Source organism: Streptomyces sp. NPDC006602 (assembly GCF_042870385.1).
Taxonomy (GTDB): Bacteria; Actinomycetota; Actinomycetes; order Streptomycetales; family Streptomycetaceae; genus Streptomyces.
This window is the reverse complement of sequence record NZ_JBIAHG010000001.1, coordinates 479,639-501,045: the sequence shown is the minus strand read 5'-3', so window position 1 is coordinate 501,045 and position 21,407 is coordinate 479,639. Positions and strand designations below refer to the sequence as shown.

Below are 21,407 nucleotides of genomic sequence, written 5' to 3'. Positions count from 1 at the left end.
TACGGGGGAAGGGTGATCGGGCGGTGTCACTGCACAGGGACGACCCCAGGTCGGTCGGCGGGTACAAGCTGGTCGACCGCCTCGGAGCCGGTGGCATGGGAGCCGTCTACCGGGCCAGATCGCGGTCGGGCCGGGAGGTCGCCGTGAAGGTGGTGCACGCCCAGTACGCCGAGGACGCCGTCTTCCGCACCCGGTTCCGGCAGGAGATCGAGGCCGTCCGCAAGGTGAGCGGCGCCTTCACCGCACCGGTCGTCGACGCCGACCCGGACGCGGCCCGGCCCTGGATGGCGACCCAGTACGTGCCCGGGCGCTCGCTCGCCCAGCGCATCCGCGACCGGGGCGCGCTCCGCGGCGGCGAGCTGCGGCAGCTGGCGCTGGGGCTGGTGGAGGCACTGAGGGACATCCACCGGGCCGGTGTGGTGCACCGGGACCTGAAGCCGGCGAACGTCCTGATGGCCGAGGACGGCCCCCGCGTCATCGACTTCGGCATCTCCCGCGCCGCGGAGAACCACAACACCCTCACCGAGACGGGCCAGATGATCGGCACCCCGCCCTTCATGTCCCCGGAACAACTCACCGACGCCCGCACGGTCGGCCCCGCCTCCGACGTCTTCTCGCTCGGCGCGCTCCTGGTCTACGCGACGACCGGGCGGGGGCCCTTCGACGCCGACAGCCCCTATCTGACGGCCTACCGGGTGGTCCACGACGAACCCGTGCTGGACGGGGTGGGGCAGCCGCTGAGCGGCATCCTGAAGCGCTGCCTGGCCAAGGAGGCGGCGGACCGGCCCGGACTCGACGAGTTGGCCAGGGAGTTCGCCGCCGCCCTGCCCGAGCCCGACGCGGGCGACCTTGCCACCGTGTCGCTGCGCCTGGAGCACCTCCCCGCCACGCCGGACACCCGCCTCGGGACCCTCGCCGATCCGGCCGAAACGACCCACCCCGGCCGCCGGAGCCGCCGTATCCGCCCGCTGCTGGCCGCGACCGGCACGGTCGGCGCACTCGCCCTCGGGCTGACGGCCTATCTGATGCTCGGGCCGGGATGGGCGGAGAGCGGCGGCGGGGCGACCTCGCGGTGGTCGGCGCTGCCCGGCGGCTGGAAGCCGTGGGAGACCACGGTGTTCAAGGCGGCGCCGCTCGGCGCCGAGAAGGCGTTGGGAGCGCAGGAGGGTCTGCTGTCGGGTGAGCCCGACTGTTTGCTGCACGAGGACGCCGTCTACTGCGCGGGTGAGAGCATTCTTCCGGTACGCGTGGACGCCCTGACCGGCAAGACCGTCTGGCGCGCCGAGGTCGCACCGTCCCGTGCCGGGAGCGGGACGTACTCCGCCTCGCTGCTCGGCGTCCGGGACGACACGCTGCTCCTGAGCCAGTCCGTCTCCAGCGAATCCGGCGAGAGCGACCCGGTCGACGTCTTCGCCCTCGACATCGAGACCGGCGCCGAGCGGTGGCACCGCAGGGTGAACGAAGCGAACCTCGAGCCGGCCCTGTCCGGCGACGTCGTGCTGACCTCCGACACCGGCCGGGAGGCGACGGCCAGGTCGCCGCGCACGGGCGCCGAGCTCTGGACCGCACGGCTGCCCGCCGGCTACTACTGCTCGTTCCTGACGGCCGGCGACGGGTTGTACGCGAACTGCAGCCCGGCCGAGGCCGCCGATCAAACGACCGCCCGGCTCCTGGAGGTGGACCGGACCGACGGTTCGGTGCGGACCCTGAAGACCCCGGCCGCCAGCGGCATTCTCGGGGCCCTCGACGACCGGCTGGTCCTGATGGAGATGGACGCGGAGGACCTGAACTACTTCGGGATCCTGCTGTTGGACCCGAAGACCGGCGCGCGCACCTCGACGAAGCTGGCGGACGACTACGGGGACAACGTGACGATGGCGGACGCCACCCTGTGGTTCACCGCGTCCAACGGTCAGGTGACCGCCGTGTCGGCGCGTACGGGCAAGCTGCTGTGGAAGACCAGCACCAGCCTGGAACAACCGGGAGAGGCGCGGTACGACCCTCGGGCCGGGGCTCTGTACATGGCCAGCGCCAGCGGGCGCGTGGCCGCCCTCGACGGCCGCAGGGGAACGGTGCTGTGGGAGACGTTGCCGCGCACCGAGTGGGTGACCTCCGGCATGTTCCAGCCCAAGGTGTTGCTCCACGACGGCGCGCTGGTCGTGTCCACCCCGAACGGCCACCTCTTCGCCCTCGACCCCGCCCACCCCGAGCGGAAACCCGCGGCGGAGTGAACGGGGCCGGGAACGGGGCTACGGCAGCGCCAGCATCCGCTCCAGCGCCAGCTTCGCGAACGCCTCGGTCTCCTTGTCGACCTCGATGCGGTTGACCAGGTTGCCCTCGGCGAGTGACTCCAGGGTCCACACCAGGTGGGGGAGGTCGATGCGGTTCATCGTCGAGCAGAAGCAGACCGTCTTGTCGAGGAAGACGATCTCCTTGCCCTCGGGAGCGAAACGGTTCGCCAGGCGTCGTACGAGATTCAGCTCGGTCCCGATGGCCCACTTGGAACCGGCGGGGGCCGCCTCCAGGGCCTTGATGATGTACTCGGTCGAGCCGACGTAGTCCGCCGCCGCCACGACCTCGTTCTTGCACTCGGGGTGGACGAGCACGTTCACGCCGGGGATGCGCTCGCGCACATCCCGCACCGACTCCAGGCTGAAGCGGCCGTGCACCGAGCAGTGGCCCCGCCACAGGATCATCTTCGCGTCGCGCAGCTGCTCGGCGGTCAGCCCCCCGTTCGGCTTGTGCGGGTTGTAGAGGACGCAGTCCTCCAGCGTCATCCCCAGGTCCCGCACGGCGGTGTTGCGGCCGAGGTGCTGGTCGGGCAGGAACAGGACCTTCTCGCCCTGCTCGAAGGCCCACTCCAGGGCCTTCTTCGCATTGGACGAGGTGCAGATCGTGCCGCCGTGCTTGCCGGTGAACGCCTTGATGTCCGCCGAGGAGTTCATGTACGAGACGGGCACGACCTGCTCGGCTATGCCGGCCTCGGTCAGCGCGTCCCAGCACTCGGCTACCTGCTCGGCCGTGGCCATGTCGGCCATCGAGCACCCGGCGGCGAGGTCGGGCAGGACCACCTTCTGGTCGTCGGACGTCAGGATGTCGGCCGACTCCGCCATGAAGTGCACACCGCAGAACACGATGTACTCGGCCTCCGGGCGCGCGGCCGCGTCCCGGGCCAGCTTGAAGGAGTCGCCCGTGACGTCGGCGAACTGGATGACCTCGTCGCGCTGGTAGTGGTGGCCGAGGACGAACACCTTGTCGCCGAGCTTCTCCTTGGCCGCGCGGGCGCGCTCGACCAGGTCAGGGTCGGAGGGCGAAGGCAGGTCGCCGGGACACTCGACGCCCCGCTCGCTCCTCGGGTCGGCCTCGCGGCCGAGCAGCAACAGGGCGAGCGGAGTCGGCTGTACGTCGAGCTCCGTGGTCTGGGCGGTGGTCACGTCACGCACCCTTTCTACTTTTCGTCGAACTGACGTTATCTATCATAACCCGGTTCACGCCCTTTTCACGATGGTCATAACGTCGATGTGACGTGAATCCCGAAGCCCGGGTCGAAGCCCCCTGAGGCCGCTGTTCGCTTCAGCGCGGGTGTGCGAGCATGAATGAAGTAGAGGGAAGTGGAGAACACGTCCTCGGCCCGGAATGAATCCGCGGCCCCGTCGGTTGCAACCGTCGGCAAGCAGTCTCCGTACAACCCGGGAGAGATGTAGATGTCCGTATCGGACGAGACCAGCACCGTCACCGACGGCATCATCCTGTCCGACGCCGCCGCGGCGAAGGTCAAGGCCCTGCTCGACCAGGAAGGCCGCGAAGACCTGGCCCTGCGCGTCGCCGTTCAGCCCGGCGGCTGCTCCGGCCTGCGCTACCAGCTCTTCTTCGACGAGCGTTCGCTCGACGGCGACGTCGTGAAGGACTTCGGCGGTGTCAAGGTCGTCACCGACCGCATGAGTGCCCCGTACCTGGGCGGCGCGTCCATCGACTTCGTCGACACCATCGAGAAGCAGGGCTTCACGATCGACAACCCGAACGCGACGGGCTCCTGCGCCTGCGGCGACTCCTTCAGCTAAGCCCCACAGCTGGACTGCCCAGCGACAAGAAGGCGGCGGCCCCCTCCGACAGGGCCGCCGCCTTCGCGCATGTCCGGTGCCGCGCTACCGCGCTCCGGACGTCTCCGGGAGCCGTGCCCCCGCCTTCTCCAGCGGGATCTCCTTGCCGTCCGCCCCCACGACCTTGCGGTCGCCGAGCGGCTCCTCCAGCCGCACGGTCTGGTGGTACACCTTGGCGATCATGATGCAGACCTTGTCCGGCCAGGGCGTCTCGGTCACCGTGACCCTCACCTCGCCCGAACTCTCGCTCGCCGTCGCCTTGTAGTCGGCGCACACGCCCCCCGTGAAGCTCACGGTCAGCTCCGTCCCCTCGGCCGTGTAGCCCTCCACCCGGACGTCCCGGGTGGCCGGCGCGGCGGTCGGCTCGTCGCCCGGCTCGGTCGGCTGGGCGGAGGGCGTTGGCGGCTGGGCGGAGGGCGTGGGCGAGGTCAGGTACTTCGGGTCGACCGCCGGATGCGTCACCTCGAACGTGTCCTGCGCGCCCGCCGCCCGCACCTCGAACAGCCAGGACGGCACCAGCGCCTGCCGTCCGTCCACCAGATGCGACGCCAGCCCGAACACGGCCTTCTCGACCGTGATCGTCTCCTTCCGCCCCGCCTTCGGCGAGCCACTGGACTCGCCGCAGGGAGCTTCCAGCCGGTCCTTCAGCGGTACGGGGGTGACGCAGCCGCCGATGCCCATGCGGGGGTCGCTCCCGGGTGCCGCGTTCATCAGGCCCAGCGTCTTCTCCGCGCTCAGCACGGGGTACGTATCGCCCTTCGTCGGCACCTCCAACTGACCGTTGCCGCCCACCACTTCGCCCTGTGCGCTGACGGTGACCCCGGTCGTCCAGCCGTAGGTCGGCAGCCCGCCGACGGCGGGATCGGCGTTCACGATCCGCTGGGCGCCGACGGACTGGCTCGCGTCCAGCTTCGCGTCGTCCTGACCCACCGCCTTCAGGACCGGCGCGGCCGCCTGCTTCGCGACCGCCTCGCTCACCGGGTCGACGGACGGGTCGGCGGGGTCGCTCACGCACACGGTCTCGCTCTGGCAGGCGTCGGGGCCGGGCGCGTACCGATGGAACGTCCAGGTGCCCGGCGCCTGCCGGTTCACCTGCAGACTCGGCCCCGAACCGTCCGTCGCCCCGACCCTCCAGGTCTGCCCCTGCACCACCGGCTTCCCCTCGACACCGAGTGCCTTCGCCAGCCCGGCCGCCTGCTCCTCGGTGACGGCGCCGCCCGACCGGTACACGGGCGCCGAACCGGGACCGTCCGGGAGCGTGCCGTCGGCGCGGTAGGTGACGCCGTACGGGTTGGGCTCGCCGGGCGCGATGCCGTTCGAGCCGGCGCCCTCGGAGTACCCGTCGAGGGCGAGTGGCGGGGGAGTGCCGTCACCGCCGGCCCCGGACGCCGTACGGCCGTCAGAGCCCCCGGAGGCGGTGGTGGCGAGGTACGCCCCACCACCGCCGACGAGCAGCACGGCGGCTGCGACGGAGGCGGCGACCAGGGTGGGGCGGCGGCGTGGCCGGTTGTCGCTGTGGCGGACGTCACTCTCGGACGCGTCGCCGCCCAGAGAGGGGGACACGTCGGTGTCGGGAGCGGGGGCCGAGCCGGCCTCAAGGGCGGGAGACGCGTCGGCCTCAAGGGCGGGAGACGCGTCGGTCTCAGGGGCGCCCGCCGAGGCTTCCTGCTCGGAGACCGGCTCACCGGCTTCCGGGGTCTCCTCCTGCTCGGCGGCCGACTCGGCTGCGTCCGGGGCTTGCTCCTGCTGCGAGGCGGACCCGGTTGCGTCCGGGGCCTGCTCCCGCTCGGCGGCCGACTCGGTTGCGTCCGGGGTCTCCTCCTGTTCCGAGGCCGACTCCGAGGCGGCGCCCTTCTCCGCGGCGGGCCCGGTGGTGTCATCGGCGTCCCGCGGCGTACCGGCCTTCTCGGCGGCGCCGTCCTCCGGGCCGACGTCGTCGTTGTCGGGTCGCTCGGTGTTCACCGCATCGCTCCTTCGGCTGTGCATCCGTCCCATAACCCTGACCCGCCCCTGACAAAGGGGTCGGTCCACGGGTCGTATCCCGCATCCCCTTTACGGGGGACGCCGATGGGACGCAGCGGGGGAGCGCGCGGTTCCCCTAAAAGCGCCGCCTCAGTCGCCGTACTCCGACATCGCGTCCAGCAGCCGCGCCGACGCCGGGGGCACGGTCACGCCGTGGATGCGTGACGGGGAGACCGGAAGGGCGGTCATCCGGTCGGGAACCGCCCAGTGGGGAGCCATCCGCGCGCAGTCGCCGCGCAGCGACGCCAGGTCGCCGTCCAGGTCGGCGGGGGCGGGAGCATGGACCTCGAGGTTCGTCATAGCGGCACCGTAGGCACGGCCGACCCTGCGAAGAAAGATCTACTATCGGGTAGTTTTGGCCTCTTCAGTGGTCCTTCGTGCCTCGCAGAGTCCCACGCCGACCCGATAGCGTGAGCTGTCAATCCGTCTCCCCACAGGAGAGTCAACGCCGTGCGCATCGCAGTCACCGGCTCCATCGCCACCGACCACCTCATGACCTTCCCCGGCCGCTTCGCCGACCAGTTCGTCGCGGACCAAATGCACACGGTCTCGCTCTCCTTCCTGGTCGACAACCTCGACGTCCGCCGGGGCGGCGTCGGCGCCAACATCGCTTTCGGCATGGGCCAGCTGGGCACCGAGCCGATCCTGGTCGGGGCCGCGGGCTTCGACTTCGACGAGTACCGGGCCTGGCTGGACCGGCACGGCGTAGACACCGCCTCGGTGCGTATCTCCGAGACGCTGCACACCGCCCGCTTCGTCTGTACGACGGACGCCGACCACAACCAGATCGGCTCCTTCTACACCGGCGCGATGAGCGAGGCCCGCCAGATCGAGCTCAAGACCGTCGCCGACCGCGTCGACGGCCTCGACCTGGTGCTGATCGGCGCCGACGACCCGGAGGCGATGCTCCGCCACACCGAGGAGTGCCGCTCTCGCTCCATCCCCTTCGCCGCCGACTTCTCCCAGCAGATCGCCCGTATGGGGGGCGACGAGATCCGGATACTGCTGGACGGGGCGACGTACCTCTTCTCGAACGAGTACGAAAAGGGCCTCATCGAGTCCAAGACCGGCTGGACGGACGAGCAGATCCTGTCCAAGGTCGGCCACCGCGTCACCACCCTCGGCGCACAGGGCGTCCGCATCGAGCGGGTCGGCGACAAGCCGATCGTCGTCGGCTGCCCGGAGGAGGAGCGCAAGGCCGACCCCACCGGCGTCGGCGACGCCTTCCGCGCCGGCTTCCTCTCCGGCCTCGCCTGGGGCGTGACCCTGGAGCGCGCCGCCCAGGTCGGCTGCATGCTCGCCACCCTCGTCATCGAGACGGTGGGCACACAGGAGTACCAGCTGCGCCGCGCCCACTTCATGGACCGCTTCACCAAGGCGTACGGCCATGAGGCCGCCGCCGAGGTCCAGGCGCACCTGCGCTGAGTCAGGAGAGCCGGCGGACCACGTAGGCCGAACCCCGGTCCGCCGGCTCCTCACCGACGTACTCCTGGCCCCGCATCTCGCACCACGCCGGAATGTCCAGCCGCGCGGCCTCGTCGTCCGAGAGCACCCGGACCACGCCGCCGACCGGCACATCGCCGATGACCTTCGCCAGCTCGATGACCGGGATCGGGCAGCGCTTGCCCAGGGAGTCGACGACCAGGGCGTCGTCACGTACGACCGCCTCGGCGACCGGCGCCCCCAGCTTCTCCCGCACCGCCGCCACCGCCCCCGGCAGCACGTCGAGAAACCGCTCGACGTCCTCCTCCGGCGTCCCGACCGGCAGCGAGATCCGCACATTTCCCTCACTCAGCACCCCCATCGCCCTCAGCACATGGCTGGGAGTCAGCGTGCTGCTCGTGCAGGACGATCCGGACGAGACGGAGAAACCGGCACGGTCCAGCTCGTGCAGCAGTGTCTCCCCGTCGACATAGAGACAGGAGAAGGTCACGATCCCGGGCAGCCGCCGCTCCGGATCGCCGACCACCTCCACGTCCGGCACCAGCCGCGGCACCCGCGCCCGGATCTGCTCCGTCAGCTCCCGCAGCCGTACCGCCTCTTGCGCCGCCTCGGCCCGCACCGCCCGCAGCGAGGCCGCCGCCGCCACGATCGCCGGAATGTTCTCGAACCCGGCCGCCCGCCCCGACTCCCGCTCGTCCACCGGCCCTTGAGGAGCGAACCGCACCCCCTTCCGCACCACGAGCACCCCGACCCCCGACGGCCCGCCCCATTTGTGCGCGCTCGCCGTCAGCAGCGACCAGTCACCCTCGACCCGCCCCCACCCGAGCGACTGCGCCGCGTCCACCAGCAACGGCACCCCGGCCGCCCGGCACAGCTCGGCGACGCCCGCCACCGGCTGCTCCGTCCCCACCTCGTGATTGGCCGACTGCAGACACGCCAGCGCGGTGTCGGGCCGCAGGGCCTCCTCGTACGACTCCGCGGTCACCGCCCCCGACCGCAGCACCGGCACCTCGGTCACCGACCCGCCGTCCGCCTCGAACACCTCCGCCGAATGCAGTACCGAAGAGTGTTCGACCGCCGACACGACCAGGTGGCGTCCCACCCGCCGCCGCCCCGCCAGCGCCCCGGCGACCCCGGAGTGCACCGCACGAGTGCCGGACGAGGCGAACACCACCTCGTCCGGCCGACACCCGACGGCTTCGGCCATCGCCTCCCGCGCCGCGTCCAACAACATCCGAGCCCGCCGCCCCTCCCGGTACAGGCGCGCGGGATCCGCCCACCCCTCGTCGAGCGAGGCCTGCAGCGCCTGACGGGCGACAGGATGAAGAGGAGCGGCGGAAGCTGCGTCGAAGTAGGGCATACGGCAACGCTAAGCGCCCTGAAGGGGCGCGGGAACCGCGCGAGAATCCACGACGTACCCGCAGCCGCCAACTGACAGGACCCCTCGAGGTACTGGGCGCCCCGCACAACCCGCGGCGCGTTGCGCCCCCCTCCCCGCGCACCCCCAAATCGCGTCGGCTAGGGTTTGGTCCGCATAAACATCCAAACCCCTGCCCGACGCAGGGCGGCGACCGACCAGCGAGAAGGCCGCAGCTCAACCGCGCGGGCGAGACTCTCGGGAAGGCGCTACGTGAGTCCCAACGGCTCCGACCGCTCGCCGCGGCGCCCGATGCGGCGGAAGCTGCTGCAGGCAATGACCGCCGGCCTGGTCCTGGCGACCGCGACCGGTTGCACATACAAGGACTTCCCCCGCCTTGGTATGCCCACCCCGACCACGGAAGAGGCTCCGCGGATCCTCTCCCTGTGGCAGGGCTCCTGGGCTGCCGCGCTCGCCGTCGGCGTGCTGGTGTGGGGCCTGATCCTCTGGAGTGCGATATTCCACCGGCGCACCCGCACCAAGGTCGAGGTCCCTCCGCAGACCCGGTACAACATGCCCATCGAGGCGCTGTACACGGTGGTCCCGCTCATCATCGTCTCGGTGCTCTTCTACTTCACGGCCCGCGACGAGACGAAGCTCCTCAGCCTCAAGAAGGAGCCCGACGTCACGATCAACGTCGTCGGCTTCCAGTGGAGCTGGGGCTTCAACTACGTCGAGCCCGTCGCGGGTTCCACCGGTGACGCGAAGACCGACAAGAACCTGGACGCGATTCCGGACCGGTTCAAGGAGGACTTCCCGGCGAACGCCGGCGGTGTCTACGACGTCGGCACGCCCGGCACGCGGAACCCGCAGAACGGCAACCCGGGCCCGACCCTCTGGCTGCCCAAGGGCAAGACGGTCCGCTTCGTCCTCACTTCGCGTGACGTCATCCACTCCTTCTGGGTGCTGCCGTTCCTGATGAAGCAGGACGTCATCCCGGGCCACACCAACGCCTTCGAGGTGACTCCCAACAAGGAGGGCACCTTCCGAGGCAAGTGCGCCGAGCTGTGCGGCGTCGACCACTCCCGGATGCTGTTCAACGTGAAGGTCGTCTCCCCCGAGCGCTATGAGCAGCACCTCAAGGACCTCGCCAAGAAGGGGCAGACCGGTTACGTTCCCGCCGGCATCGCGCAGACGAGCCACGAGAAGAACCGGGAGACGAACAACCTGTGAGCATCCTCAACGAACCCCAGGGTGCCGCGGCAGCAGGGTCCCACTACACGGACGAGCTGCCGGTCCGGCGCCAGACCCGCGGCAGCGTGGTCATCAAGTGGCTGACGACCACTGACCACAAGACGATCGGCACGCTGTACCTGGTCACGTCGTTCGCGTTCTTCATGGTCGGCGGCGTGATGGCGCTGTTCATGCGCGCCGAGCTGGCCCGTCCGGGCCTGCAGATCATGTCGAACGAGCAGTTCAACCAGGCGTTCACGATGCACGGCACGATCATGCTGCTGATGTTCGCGACGCCGTTGTTCGCCGGCTTCACGAACTGGATCATGCCGCTGCAGATCGGCGCGCCCGACGTGGCGTTCCCGCGGCTGAACATGTTCGCCTACTGGCTCTACCTGTTCGGCTCGACGATCGCGGTCGGCGGCTTCCTCACCCCGCAGGGCGCGGCCGACTTCGGCTGGTTCGCCTACAGCCCGCTGTCGGACGCGGTCCGCTCGCCGGGCATCGGCGCCGACATGTGGATCATGGGCCTGGCCTTCTCCGGCTTCGGCACCATCCTGGGCGCGGTCAACTTCATCACCACCATCATCTGCATGCGCGCCCCCGGCATGACCATGTTCCGCATGCCGATCTTCGTGTGGAACGTGCTGCTCACCGCGGTGCTGGTGCTGCTGGCCTTCCCGGTGCTGGCGGCCGCGCTGTTCGCCCTGGAGGCGGACCGAAAATTCGGGGCTCACGTCTTCGACTCGGCCAACGGCGGAGCCCTGCTGTGGCAACACCTCTTCTGGTTCTTCGGCCATCCAGAGGTGTACATCATCGCCTTGCCCTTCTTCGGGATCATTTCCGAAGTGATCCCGGTGTTCTCCCGCAAGCCGATGTTCGGTTACATGGGCCTGATCGCGGCGACCATCTCCATCGCGGGCCTGTCCGTGACGGTGTGGGCGCACCACATGTACGTCACCGGCGGTGTGCTCCTGCCGTTCTTCTCCTTCATGACGTTCCTGATCGCCGTGCCGACCGGCGTGAAGTTCTTCAACTGGATCGGAACGATGTGGAAGGGGTCCCTGAGTTTCGAGACCCCGATGCTCTGGGCGACCGGCTTCCTGGTCACCTTCACTTTCGGTGGTCTGACCGGCGTCATCCTGGCCTCGCCGCCGATGGACTTCCACGTCTCCGACTCGTACTTCGTGGTGGCGCACTTCCACTACGTCGTCTTCGGCACCGTCGTCTTCGCGATGTTCTCCGGCTTCCACTTCTGGTGGCCGAAGATGACCGGCAAGATGCTCGACGAGCGCCTCGGCAAGATCACCTTCTGGACGCTGTTCATCGGCTTCCACGGCACCTTCCTGGTCCAGCACTGGCTGGGTGCCGAGGGCATGCCCCGTCGTTACGCCGACTACCTCGCGGCCGACGGCTTCACCGCCCTGAACACGATCTCGACGATCAGCTCGTTCCTGCTCGGCCTGTCGATCCTGCCGTTCCTCTACAACGTGTGGAAGACGGCCAAGTACGGCAAGCCGGTCAACGTCGACGACCCGTGGGGCTACGGCCGCTCGCTCGAGTGGGCGACCTCGTGCCCGCCCCCGCGGCACAACTTCCTCACCCTGCCGCGGATCCGCAGCGAATCCCCGGCGTTCGACCTGCACCACCCGGAGATCGCCGCTCTCGACCAGCTCGAGAACGCGCCTCACGGTGACAAGGCTCTGGCCGGCAACGGCGGCAAGGAGGCCGGCAAGTGAAGATCCAGGGCAGGATGTTCATCTGGCTGAGCGTCTTCATCCTCGCCATGGCGATCGTCTATGGCGTGTGGTCGAAGGAGCCGGCGGGCACCACGGCCCTCTTCCTGGCGTTCGGCCTGTCCATCATGATCGGCTTCTACCTGGGCTTCACGGCCCGGCGGGTCGACGCGGGCGCGCAGGACGACAAGGAAGCGGACGTCGCGGACGACGCCGGCGAGGTCGGGTTCTTCAGCCCGCACAGCTGGCAGCCCCTCTCCCTCGCGATCGGCGGGGCGCTCGCCTTCCTGGCGGTCGCGATCGGCTGGTGGCTGATGTACTTCTCGGCGCCGCTGATCATGATCGGTCTGTGGGGCTGGGTCTTCGAGTACTACCGTGGTGAGAACCGCACCCAGTAGCACGAGCTGAGCTCCCAGGAGCCCGGACACTCCGCCAGGAGTGTCCGGGCTCCTGCTTTTGCCGCAATGTGTGTCACTCGTACGAGTCACCCGGCGCGCCGCCCTTGACGTAGCTCCCTAGCGTGAAGTCATGAGCCACGCACCCCGCACCCGCACCGTCGTCGGCTGCACGCTGCTGGTGATCGCCCTCGGCGTGGGCGTCACCGCCTGCGGCGGCGACGGCCACCCATTGTCCGCCACGCCGTACGACGCGACGGACCAGATCTCCTTCAACGGCCCCACCGGCGACCGGAAGAAGGCCGACCCGGACAAGCCCCTGGAAGTCACCGCCGAGGACGACGGCCGCATCACGGACGTCACGGCCAGGGACGCGGCAGGACGCTACCTGGCGGGCGAACTCTCCGCCGACGGCGGCCGCTGGCACAGCACCGCTCCGCTGGCCGCCAACGCCCACTACACGGTCCGGGTGAGCACCGAGAACGAGGACGGGGCGCCTGGCCGCCGGGTCCTCGACTTCGACACCGGCAAGCCCCGCACCCACAAGCGCCTGAAGGTGACCTTCGGGCCCAAGTCGGGCACGTACGGCGTCGGCCAGCCCATCACGGCCGAACTGAGCATGCCCGTCAAGGACAAGGCCCAGCGGGCCGTCGTCGAGCGCGCCCTCAAGGTCGACTCCATGCCCGCCGCGAGCGGCGGCTGGCACTGGGTGAACGACAAGGAACTCCACTACCGCCCCAAGGAGTACTGGCCCGCCCACGCCACCATCCAGATACGCAGCAACCTGGAGGGCATAAAGATCAGCGACCGTGTGTGGGGCGGCACCTCGAAGCCGCTGAAGCTCACCACCGGTGACCGTCTCATCGCGGTGACCGACGCCTCGTCCCACGCGATGAAGGTCTACAAGAACGGCGAGGTGATCAAGGAGATACCCGTCACCACCGGCAAGCCCGGCTTCGAGACCCGCAACGGCGTCAAGGTCGTCCTGGCCAAGGAGTACTTCGTACGGATGCGCGGCACCAGCATCGGCATCGCCGAGGGCTCCTCGGAGTCGTACGACCTACCGGTCTACTACGCCACCCGCGTCACCTGGAGCGGCGAGTACGTCCACGCCGCCCCCTGGTCCGTCGGCTCCCAGGGCTACGCCAACGTCAGCCACGGCTGCACCGGCATGAGCACCGCCAACGCCGCCTGGTTCTTCGAGCACGTCCGCGAGGGCGACGTCGTCCAGGTCATAAACTCCGACGGCCACACGATGGAGAGCTTCGGCAACGGCTTCGGCGACTGGAACCTCGCCTGGAAGAACTGGCGCGGCGGCAGCGCCCTGGTCGCCGGCAACCCGGAGGGCCCCGGCCCTGAGGAAGCGGCAAGACTGCAACCAACGGCCGTCTGAGCTACCCGGGGCGGGGCTGTATCAGCTGAACCGAGCCCCTACGCGCTCAAAGCCTTCCGCTCCCGCAACAAGGAAGCCAACGCCGCCGCGAACTCCACCGGATCCACCGGCAGCGTCACCGCCGCCTCCGCACGGCTCCACGTGGCCAGCCACGCATCCTGCGGCCGCCCGATCAGCAGCAGCACCGGCGGGCAGTTGAAGATCTCGTCCTTGATCTGACGGCACAGCCCCATGCCCCCCATCGGCACGGCCTCACCGTCCAGGACGCACACATCGATCCCGCCCCGATCCAGCTCCTTGAGCACGGCGGCCGGCGTTGCACACTCCAGGAACTCGACGAGAGGCACGTCAGGAGCCGGCCGCCTGCCGGAGGCCAACCGCACCTGCTCGCGGGTGTTGGAGTCGTCGCTGTAGACCAGCACCGTGGCGGTCGGCTGCATTCTTCCTCCGGGACGTCAGCGTCGTACGGACAGAACCGATGCGGCGGATGCTACTCCCTTGAACACCCCCCCAACACCTGTTGGAACATCGCTTCGATGGGCCATCCGGGCAGTACAGGACCTGCGAACACTCCGAACTGCACCCCCCGTAGTGAGGGCGAGATAAGCGACCGACATAATGTCGGTCGTGGCGACAGCAACGACAGTAGAAACCGGGCACGCGCACCCGTCGGTCAACCGGCCGAACCTCACCAGCGTCGGAACCATCATCTGGCTGAGTTCCGAGCTGATGTTCTTCGCGGCCCTCTTCGCGATGTACTTCACCCTGCGATCGGTGACCGGTCCCGAGCACTGGAAGGAAATGGCGCACGCCCTGAACCTTCCGTTCTCGGCGACCAACACCACGGTCCTGGTGCTCTCCTCCCTCACCTGCCAGCTCGGCGTGTTCGCCGCCGAGCGCGGTGATGTGAAGAAGCTCCGGATGTGGTTCATCGTCACCTTCATCATGGGTGCGATCTTCATCGGCGGTCAGGTGTACGAATACACCGAGCTGGTCAAGAAGGACGGGCTCTCGCTCTCCTCCGACCCGTACGGCTCGGTCTTCTACCTGACCACCGGGTTCCACGGCCTGCACGTGACGGGCGGCCTCATCGCCTTCCTGTTCGTCCTCGGCCGCACCTACGCGGCGAAGAGGTTCACCCACGAGCAGGCGACCGCGGCCATCGTCGTGTCCTACTACTGGCACTTCGTCGATGTCGTCTGGATCGGCCTCTTCGCCACGATCTATTTGATCAAGTAGCCGGGGCCCGCTCCCGCACCTTCCAGAAGCATCGACGCAGAAGATCCTGACCCCGGAGTAATCCGTGAAAAAGCTCTCCGCACGACGACGCCACCCGTTGGCGGCGGTCGTCGTCCTACTCCTCGCGCTGGCATGCACCGGGGGGCTGTACGTCCTGCTCGCACCCACGAGCCAGGCGAAGGCAGACACAACCGCCCAGTCCCTGGCCATCGACGAGGGCAAGAAGCTCTTCGCCGTCGGCTGCGCCAGCTGCCACGGCACCGGTGGTCAGGGCACCACTGACGGTCCGAGCCTCGTGGGCGTGGGCGCCGCGGCCGTCGACTTCCAGGTCGGCACCGGCCGTATGCCGGCCCAGCAGCCGGGCGCGCAGGTCCCGAAGAAGAAGAACATCTACTCGCAGGCCGAGATCGACCAGCTCGCGACGTACATCTCTTCGCTCGGTGCCGGTCCGAACGTCCCGACCGAGGCGCAGTACGGCCCCGACGGCGCCGACATCGCCAAGGGCGGCGAGCTGTTCCGTACGAACTGCGCGCAGTGCCACAACTTCACCGGCAAGGGCGGTGCGCTGACGCACGGCAAGTTCGCCCCGGACCTCGAAGGCGTCGCCCCGAAACACATCTACGAGGCCATGCAGACCGGCCCGCAGAACATGCCCTCCTTCCCCGACACCACGCTGTCGGAGCAGAACAAGAAGGACATCATCGCGTACCTCGACGCGGTCAACGGCGACGACACCGTGAGCCCCGGCGGTCTCGAGCTGGGCGGGCTCGGTCCCGTCAGTGAGGGACTGTTCGCCTGGATCTTCGGACTCGGCGCGCTGATCGCGGTCGCCGTCTGGGTCGCCGCTCGGACCGCAAAGGCCAAGAAGTCATGAGTAGCCAAGACATTCCAGAAGAGAACCTGCCCGTTGAGCAGGACCACGCTCACGGTGCCGTAGGCGTCGCGGACGAGAAGGACCCGTTCGCCGACCCCGGGCTGCCGCCCCACGAGCACCGCGTCCAGGACATCGACGAGCGGGCCGCCAGGCGGTCCGAGCGCACGGTCGCCATGATGTTCGTGCTGTCGATGCTGGCCACCGTCGGCTTCATCGTCTCGTACGTGGCGATCCCGCACGACAGGGCGATCTACGTCTTCCCGATCGGGCACGTCAACGCGCTGAACTTCGCGTTGGGCCTGACCCTCGGTGCGGCGCTGTTCCTGATCGGCGCGGGCGCGGTCCACTGGGCCCGCACCCTGATGTCCGACGAGGAGATCACCGACGAGCGGCACCCGATCGAGGCGGAACCCGAGGTCAGGGCCAAGGTCATGGCCGACTTCAAGCAGGGCGCCAAAGAGTCCGCGCTCGGCCGTCGCAAGCTGATCCGCAACACGATGCTCGGCGCGCTGGCCCTGTTCCCGCTCTCCGGCGTCATGCTGCTGCGCGACCTCGGTCCGCTGCCGGGCACCAAGCTCCGCCACACCCTGTGGTCCAAGGGCAAGCTGCTCGTCAACATGAACACCAACGAGCCGCTGCGTGCCTCCGACGTCGCGGTCGGCTCGCTGACCTTCGCCAAGCCCGAGGGCCTGGAGGAGCACGACGAGGAGTTCCAGACCGAGATCGCCAAGGCGGCCCTGATGATCGTCCGGATCCAGCCGGACAACATCAAGGACAAGCGCGAGCTCGAGTGGTCGCACGAGGGCATCGTGGCGTACTCGAAGATCTGCACCCACGTCGGTTGCCCGATCTCCCTGTACGAGCAGCAGACGCACCACGTGCTGTGCCCCTGCCACCAGTCCACCTTCGACCTCTCCGACGGTGCCCGGGTGATCTTCGGCCCCGCCGGTCACGCCCTGCCGCAGCTGCGCATCGGCGTGAACGACGAGGGCTACCTCGAGGCGCTCGGCGACTTCGAAGAGCCCGTCGGCCCTGCATTCTGGGAGCGCGGATGAGCACTACGAACACCTCCGACTCGCGCTCGCGCGAGAAGGCACCCGCCGGTGAGCGGGTCGCCGACTGGGCCGACGGCCGCCTGGGGATCTACTCCCTGGCCAAGGCCAACATGCGCAAGATCTTCCCCGACCACTGGTCGTTCATGTTGGGTGAGGTCTGCCTCTACAGCTTCATCATCATCATCCTCACGGGTGTGTATCTGACGCTGTTCTTCCACCCGTCGATGAACGAGGTGGAGTACCACGGCAGCTACGTCCCGCTGCAGGGTCAGCTGATGTCCGAGGCGTTCAACTCGACCATGCACATCTCCTTCGATGTGCGCGGTGGTCTGCTGATCCGGCAGATCCACCACTGGGCGGCGCTGATCTTCCTCGCGGGCATGTTCGTGCACATGATGCGCGTGTTCTTCACGGGCGCGTTCCGCAAGCCGCGCGAGGTCAACTGGCTGTTCGGCTTCCTGCTGTTCGTCCTGGGCATGTTCACCGGCTTCACCGGCTACTCGCTCCCGGACGACCTGCTCTCCGGCACCGGTGTCCGCTTCATGGAGGGCGCGGTCCTGTCCGTGCCGATCGTCGGCACGTACCTGTCGTTCTTCCTCTTCGGCGGGGAGTTCCCGGGCGGCGACTTCGTGGCCCGCTTCTACTCGATCCACGTGCTGCTGCTGCCGGGCATCATGCTCGGCCTGGTGGTCGGCCACCTGATCCTGGTCTTCTACCACAAGCACACGCAGTTCGTGGGCCCCGGCAAGACGAACAACAACGTCGTCGGCATGCCGCTGCTTCCGGTGTACATGGCCAAGGCCGGCGGGTTCTTCTTCCTGGTCTTCGGTGCCATCGCGGCCATCGCGGCGATCGCCTCCATCAACCCGATCTGGGCCATGGGCCCCTACCGGCCGGACCAGGTGTCCACCGGCGCCCAGCCCGACTGGTACATGGGCTTCTCCGAGGGCCTGATCCGTGTGATGCCGGGCTGGGAGATCAACTTCTGGGGCCACACTCTCGTCCTGGGTGTGTTCATCCCGCTGATGATCTTCCCGCTGGTCCTGGTCGCGATCGCGGTCTACCCGTTCATCGAGTCCTGGGTCACCGGCGACAAGCGCGAGCACCACATCCTGGACCGCCCGCGCAACGTGCCGACGCGTTCGGCCTTCGGTGTCGCGTGGATCACCTGGTACATGGTGCTGCTGATCGGTGGTGGGAACGACCTCTGGGCCACCCACTTCCACCTGTCGATCAACGCCATCACCTGGTTCGTCCGGGTCGCGTTCTTCGTCGCCCCGGTCATCGCGTTCGTCATCACCAAGCGGATCTGCCTCGGCCTCCAGCGCCGCGACAAGGAGAAGGTGCTGCACGGCCGCGAGTCGGGCATCATCAAGCGCCTGCCGCACGGTGAGTTCATCGAGGTGCACGAGCCGCTCAGCCAGGAGCAGCTGCACACGCTCACCGCGCACGAGCAGTACGTGCCGGCGCAGATCGGCCCGACGGTGGACGGGAACGGCGTCGAGCGCAAGGTGAAGGGCTCCGAGAGGCTGCGCGCCAAGCTCAGCGAGGCGTACTACGGCGAGGAAGCCCAGATCCCCAAGCCGACCGTCGAGGAGTACAAGGAGATCACGAGCGGCCACGGCCACCACTGATCGTTGCGTCGCCACGCGCGGCGAAGGGCCCCGTCCGAAGACCGGACGGGGCCCTTCGCCGTGCCCGTCGCTGGATAGGGTGGGACCCGTCGAGACTCGCGTCCCGTGTTGTACGGGACTACACCCAGGAGCGGCTGATGAGCGCTGTGACCCCCGCTGGAGGCGACACCGCGGCGGACCGTTCCTGGCCCGAGGTACTGAGCGCACTGCTCGGCGGGCGGGACCTGAGTGCCGGCGACACGGCGTGGGCGATGGACCGCTTCATGAGCGGCGAGGCCACGGACGCCCAGATCGCGGGCTTCATGGTGGCGCTGCGGGCCAAGGGAGAAACGGTCGAGGAGATCAACGGTCTCGTCGAGGCGATGTACGCGCACGCGCTGCCGCTGGACATCCCGGGGCCGGCCGTCGACATCGTCGGAACGGGTGGCGACCGGGCCAAGACGGTCAACATCTCGACGATGTCCGCCATCGTGATCGCGGGCGCCGGGGCGAAGGTCGTCAAGCACGGCAACCGGGCGTCGTCCTCGGCGAGCGGGTCGTCGGACGTGCTGGAGAAGCTCGGCATCAACCTGGAGCTGTCGCCCGAGGGGGTCGCTCGGGTGGTTCAGGAGGCCGGGATCACCTTCTGCTTCGCGGCCAAGTTCCACCCCTCGATGCGCTTCGTCGGCGCGGTCCGGCGGGATCTGGGGATTCCGACCTCCTTCAACCTCCTCGGTCCGCTGACCAACCCGGCCCGGGTCACCGCCTCGGCGGTCGGCTGCTTCGACACCCGGATGGCGGGGCTCATCGCCGGCGTACTGGCCGAGCGCGGCTCCTCGGCGCTGGTGTTCCGCGGCGACGACGGCCTCGACGAGCTGACGACCACGGCCACCTCCCGGGTGTGGGTCGTGCGCGACGGCAAGGTCGCCGAGGAGGCCTTCGATCCGCGGGACGTCGGCCTCGAACTGGTGCCGGTCGAGGCGCTGCGGGGCGCCGACGCGTCGTACAACGCCGAGGTCGCCCGGCGGCTGCTGGACGGTGAGCCGGGCCCGGTGCGGGATGCCGTACTGCTGAACTCGGCGGCGGCGCTGGTGGCGCTGGAGCCGACCGGAGCGCCGCTGGCCGAGCAGATCGGCGCCGGGATGGCCAGGGCGGCTCACTCGATCGACTCCGGGGCGGCCAAGCGGACGCTGGAGCGGTGGGTGGCGGCCAGCAACGCGTAGCACCGCACGTGGTGTTGTCCCGCGATCCGGACACGGGTTGCGGGACCACGATCACTTCGCATACGTTTCTGTACAGGTCATGAGTGACAGTCATGAGGCCCCGGCCGACTGTCCGGCAACCCTCCGTCCGTGGCGGGGTGCCCCGGGTGAAGACCAGGTCGTGGGCAGCAAGGCCTACGGCAAGCGCGGATCCCTCGCACACCAGGGGTCCTGGTCGTCGAGGAGTCTCTCGTGAGCAAGCGAATGCGATAGGGCGCAGAGCCCCGCTTCCGCCTACCCCTTTCACTTTCCTCCGTGCTGGAGCCGTACGCGCTCGCACGGTTATTCCGCCTTGTCTGTCACGGGAGTTCGCCATGTCTGTCTCCACCGTTGCCGCCGCCCAGTCGCTTTGTGCGCCGCTGCCCGTTCTGGGCCGGGATGTCACCGTCCCGCTCGTCACCGGCGGCGAGGTCACCTACGCCGCGCTCGACTACGCGGCCAGCGCGCCGGCGCTGCAGCGGGTCTGGGACGACGTGGCGGCGTACGCGCCCTACTACGGCAGCGTGCACCGAGGCGCCGGCTACCTCTCCCAGCTGTCCACCGACCTCTTCGAGAACGCCCGCACGACGGTCGCCGAGTTCCTCGACTGCCGCGCCGACGACCAGGTGGTCTTCACCCGGTCCACCACCGACTCGCTCAACCTCCTGGCCGCCGCGCTCCCGGCAGACTGCCAGGTCTTCGTCTTCGAGACCGAGCACCACGCCTCGCTGCTGCCCTGGCAGGACGCCCGCGTCAGCTACCTCGACGCCCCGCGCACCCCGCGGCAGGCGGTGGCGACCCTGGAGCGCGCCCTCGCGGACCGTGACCCGTACAGCCCGGCCCTGGTCTGCGTGACCGGCGCCTCGAACGTCACCGGTGAGCTGTGGCCGGTACGGGAGCTGGCCGCCGCCGCGCACGCGCACGGCGCCCGGATCGTCCTGGACGCCGCCCAACTGGCCCCGCACCACCCCCTTTCGGTCCGGGACCTCGACGTCGACTGGGTCGCGTTCTCCGGGCACAAGCTGTACGCCCCCTTCGGCTCCGGCGTCCTGGCCGGCCGTGCCGACTGGCTGCGCGCGGCCGAGCCGTACCTCGCGGGCGGCGGCGCCAGCCGCAAGGTCACGCGGCGCGCGGACGGGGGAGTGGACGTGGAGTGGCACGAGAGCGCCGCCCGGCACGAGGCCGGCTCGCCCAACGTCATCGGGGTCTACTCCATCGCCTCCGCCTGCAAGGCGCTCACCGAGGCCGGCTTCGACACGCTGGTCGCCCGGGAGCAGTACCTGATCGACACGGTCCGCGCGGGCCTCGCCGAGGTCCCCGAGGTCCAGGTCCTCTCCCTCTTCGGCGACGACGCCCCGCGGGTCGGCGTGATCTCCTTCGTCGTCGAGGGCTGGAACAGCTCCCACTTCGCCGCCGCGCTCTCCGCCGAGTACGGCATCGGCGTCCGCGACGGCCTCTTCTGCGCCCACCCGCTGGTTCGCACCCTGCTCGGGAGCGACGCCCAGACCCAGGGCGAGTGCGGTGCCCCCGAGGCCGCGCCCGGCGAGAAGTCCCTCAACGCGATCCGGGTGAGCTTCGGCGCGGGCACGCCCGACGAGCACGTGCAGCGGTTCGTCGGCGCCGTGAAGGAACTGGTCCGGGACGGTGCGAAGTGGACGTACCGCACGGAGGACGGCCGCTGCGTACCGGCCGTCTGAGGGACTGAC

18 protein-coding genes and 1 riboswitch are annotated in these 21,407 nt (G+C 69.2%); of the genes, 13 read left to right on the top strand and 5 right to left on the bottom strand.

What is annotated here, in order from left to right:
• Positions 1–23: 23 nt before the first annotated feature.
• Positions 24–2,231 (top strand): protein kinase, encoded by a 2,208-nt coding sequence (locus tag ACFYO2_RS02285; RefSeq protein ID WP_388342806.1) that lies wholly within the window; start codon positions 24–26, stop codon positions 2,229–2,231.
• Between the two features lie 18 nt (positions 2,232–2,249).
• Here the strand turns inward: ACFYO2_RS02285 and nadA are convergent, their stop codons facing one another.
• A complete protein-coding gene (gene nadA, locus ACFYO2_RS02280) occupies positions 2,250–3,434 on the bottom strand; it encodes a quinolinate synthase NadA (protein WP_388342804.1) in 1,185 nt (394 codons plus the stop codon).
• 270 nt (positions 3,435–3,704) lie between these two features.
• On the opposite strand from nadA, the gene ACFYO2_RS02275 reads away from it, so the two are divergent.
• Positions 3,705–4,061 carry an iron-sulfur cluster assembly accessory protein gene (locus ACFYO2_RS02275; RefSeq protein WP_093827773.1) on the top strand — a complete coding sequence of 119 codons (357 nt, stop codon included), beginning with the start codon at positions 3,705–3,707 and terminating at the stop codon, positions 4,059–4,061.
• 84 nt (positions 4,062–4,145) lie between these two features.
• Here the strand turns inward: ACFYO2_RS02275 and ACFYO2_RS02270 are convergent, their stop codons facing one another.
• Together ACFYO2_RS02270 and ACFYO2_RS02265 are read right to left on the bottom strand one after the other, a co-directional pair.
• Entirely contained in the window at positions 4,146–6,062 is a 1,917-nt protein-coding gene (locus tag ACFYO2_RS02270; RefSeq protein WP_388342801.1) for a hypothetical protein, read from the bottom strand.
• A gap of 150 nt (positions 6,063–6,212) precedes the next feature.
• Positions 6,213–6,422, bottom strand: coding sequence for a hypothetical protein (locus ACFYO2_RS02265; RefSeq protein ID WP_388342798.1), 210 nt, complete (start codon positions 6,420–6,422; stop codon positions 6,213–6,215).
• Between the two features lie 150 nt (positions 6,423–6,572).
• Between ACFYO2_RS02265 and ACFYO2_RS02260 the strand changes: the two genes are divergently transcribed.
• Positions 6,573–7,547 carry a carbohydrate kinase family protein gene (locus ACFYO2_RS02260; RefSeq protein ID WP_388342796.1) on the top strand — a complete coding sequence of 325 codons (975 nt, stop codon included), beginning with the start codon at positions 6,573–6,575 and terminating at the stop codon, positions 7,545–7,547.
• A 1-nt stretch (position 7,548) separates the two neighbouring features.
• On the opposite strand, the gene ACFYO2_RS02255 is transcribed toward ACFYO2_RS02260, so the two are convergent.
• The gene (locus tag ACFYO2_RS02255) at positions 7,549–8,925 is read right to left on the bottom strand and encodes a cysteine desulfurase/sulfurtransferase TusA family protein (protein WP_388342794.1); all 1,377 of its coding nucleotides are present in this window, start codon (positions 8,923–8,925) and stop codon (positions 7,549–7,551) included.
• A gap of 270 nt (positions 8,926–9,195) precedes the next feature.
• On the opposite strand from ACFYO2_RS02255, the gene coxB reads away from it, so the two are divergent.
• The 4 genes from coxB (at position 9,196) to ACFYO2_RS02235 (ending at position 13,679) form a co-directional block, all read left to right on the top strand.
• Positions 9,196–10,155, top strand: a complete 960-nt coding sequence (coxB, locus tag ACFYO2_RS02250) for a cytochrome c oxidase subunit II (RefSeq protein ID WP_388342791.1) — start codon at positions 9,196–9,198, stop codon at positions 10,153–10,155.
• Complete coding sequence (gene ctaD, locus ACFYO2_RS02245; protein WP_388342788.1) at positions 10,152–11,894, top strand: cytochrome c oxidase subunit I; 1,743 nt, start codon at positions 10,152–10,154, stop codon at positions 11,892–11,894. Before coxB ends, ctaD begins: the two co-directional genes overlap by 4 nt.
• A complete protein-coding gene (locus tag ACFYO2_RS02240; protein WP_388342785.1) occupies positions 11,891–12,289 on the top strand; it encodes a cytochrome c oxidase subunit 4 in 399 nt (132 codons plus the stop codon). Before ctaD ends, ACFYO2_RS02240 begins: the two co-directional genes overlap by 4 nt.
• A gap of 130 nt (positions 12,290–12,419) precedes the next feature.
• Positions 12,420–13,679, top strand: coding sequence for an Ig-like domain-containing protein (locus tag ACFYO2_RS02235; protein WP_388342783.1), 1,260 nt, complete (start codon positions 12,420–12,422; stop codon positions 13,677–13,679).
• 38 nt (positions 13,680–13,717) lie between these two features.
• On the opposite strand, the gene ACFYO2_RS02230 is transcribed toward ACFYO2_RS02235, so the two are convergent.
• A complete protein-coding gene (locus ACFYO2_RS02230; RefSeq protein ID WP_388342781.1) occupies positions 13,718–14,119 on the bottom strand; it encodes a hypothetical protein in 402 nt (133 codons plus the stop codon).
• 178 nt (positions 14,120–14,297) lie between these two features.
• Between ACFYO2_RS02230 and ACFYO2_RS02225 the strand changes: the two genes are divergently transcribed.
• The 6 genes from ACFYO2_RS02225 to ACFYO2_RS02200 all read left to right on the top strand — a co-directional run bounded on the left by ACFYO2_RS02225 (position 14,298) and on the right by ACFYO2_RS02200 (position 21,398).
• On the top strand, positions 14,298–14,918 hold the full coding sequence (locus ACFYO2_RS02225; RefSeq protein WP_388342779.1) for a heme-copper oxidase subunit III: 621 nt from the start codon (positions 14,298–14,300) through the stop codon (positions 14,916–14,918).
• A gap of 64 nt (positions 14,919–14,982) precedes the next feature.
• Positions 14,983–15,792 carry a c-type cytochrome gene (locus ACFYO2_RS02220; RefSeq protein WP_388342778.1) on the top strand — a complete coding sequence of 270 codons (810 nt, stop codon included), beginning with the start codon at positions 14,983–14,985 and terminating at the stop codon, positions 15,790–15,792.
• The gene (locus ACFYO2_RS02215) at positions 15,789–16,847 is read left to right on the top strand and encodes a Rieske 2Fe-2S domain-containing protein (RefSeq protein WP_388342776.1); all 1,059 of its coding nucleotides are present in this window, start codon (positions 15,789–15,791) and stop codon (positions 16,845–16,847) included. The genes ACFYO2_RS02220 and ACFYO2_RS02215 overlap by 4 nt, the downstream gene beginning before the upstream one ends.
• Complete coding sequence (locus ACFYO2_RS02210; RefSeq protein ID WP_388342774.1) at positions 16,844–18,481, top strand: cytochrome bc complex cytochrome b subunit; 1,638 nt, start codon at positions 16,844–16,846, stop codon at positions 18,479–18,481. The genes ACFYO2_RS02215 and ACFYO2_RS02210 overlap by 4 nt, the downstream gene beginning before the upstream one ends.
• Positions 18,482–18,618: 137 nt before the next feature.
• The gene (trpD, locus tag ACFYO2_RS02205) at positions 18,619–19,683 is read left to right on the top strand and encodes an anthranilate phosphoribosyltransferase (protein WP_388342772.1); all 1,065 of its coding nucleotides are present in this window, start codon (positions 18,619–18,621) and stop codon (positions 19,681–19,683) included.
• A gap of 75 nt (positions 19,684–19,758) precedes the next feature.
• Positions 19,759–19,875: riboswitch (SAM riboswitch) on the top strand.
• A 161-nt stretch (positions 19,876–20,036) separates the two neighbouring features.
• Positions 20,037–21,398: an aminotransferase class V-fold PLP-dependent enzyme gene (locus ACFYO2_RS02200; protein ID WP_388342771.1), complete on the top strand. Its 1,362-nt coding sequence runs from the start codon at positions 20,037–20,039 to the stop codon at positions 21,396–21,398.
• The last annotated feature ends 9 nt before the right edge of the window (positions 21,399–21,407 follow it).

Bases quoted from the DNA above. Each gene is read 5' to 3' on its own strand.
- ACFYO2_RS02275 (WP_093827773.1), top strand. From the start codon at position 3,705: ATGTCCGTATCGGACGAGACCAGCACCGTCACCGACGGCATCATCCTG.
- ACFYO2_RS02265 (WP_388342798.1), bottom strand. From the start codon at position 6,422: ATGACGAACCTCGAGGTCCATGCTCCCGCCCCCGCCGACCTGGACGGC.
- ACFYO2_RS02255 (WP_388342794.1), bottom strand. From the start codon at position 8,925: ATGCCCTACTTCGACGCAGCTTCCGCCGCTCCTCTTCATCCTGTCGCC.
- ACFYO2_RS02235 (WP_388342783.1), top strand. From the start codon at position 12,420: ATGAGCCACGCACCCCGCACCCGCACCGTCGTCGGCTGCACGCTGCTG.
- ACFYO2_RS02230 (WP_388342781.1), bottom strand. From the start codon at position 14,119: ATGCAGCCGACCGCCACGGTGCTGGTCTACAGCGACGACTCCAACACC.
- ACFYO2_RS02225 (WP_388342779.1), top strand. From the start codon at position 14,298: ATGTCGGTCGTGGCGACAGCAACGACAGTAGAAACCGGGCACGCGCAC.
- ACFYO2_RS02215 (WP_388342776.1), top strand. From the start codon at position 15,789: ATGAGTAGCCAAGACATTCCAGAAGAGAACCTGCCCGTTGAGCAGGAC.
- ACFYO2_RS02210 (WP_388342774.1), top strand. From the start codon at position 16,844: ATGAGCACTACGAACACCTCCGACTCGCGCTCGCGCGAGAAGGCACCC.
- trpD (WP_388342772.1), top strand. From the start codon at position 18,619: ATGAGCGCTGTGACCCCCGCTGGAGGCGACACCGCGGCGGACCGTTCC.
- ACFYO2_RS02200 (WP_388342771.1), top strand. From the start codon at position 20,037: ATGTCTGTCTCCACCGTTGCCGCCGCCCAGTCGCTTTGTGCGCCGCTG.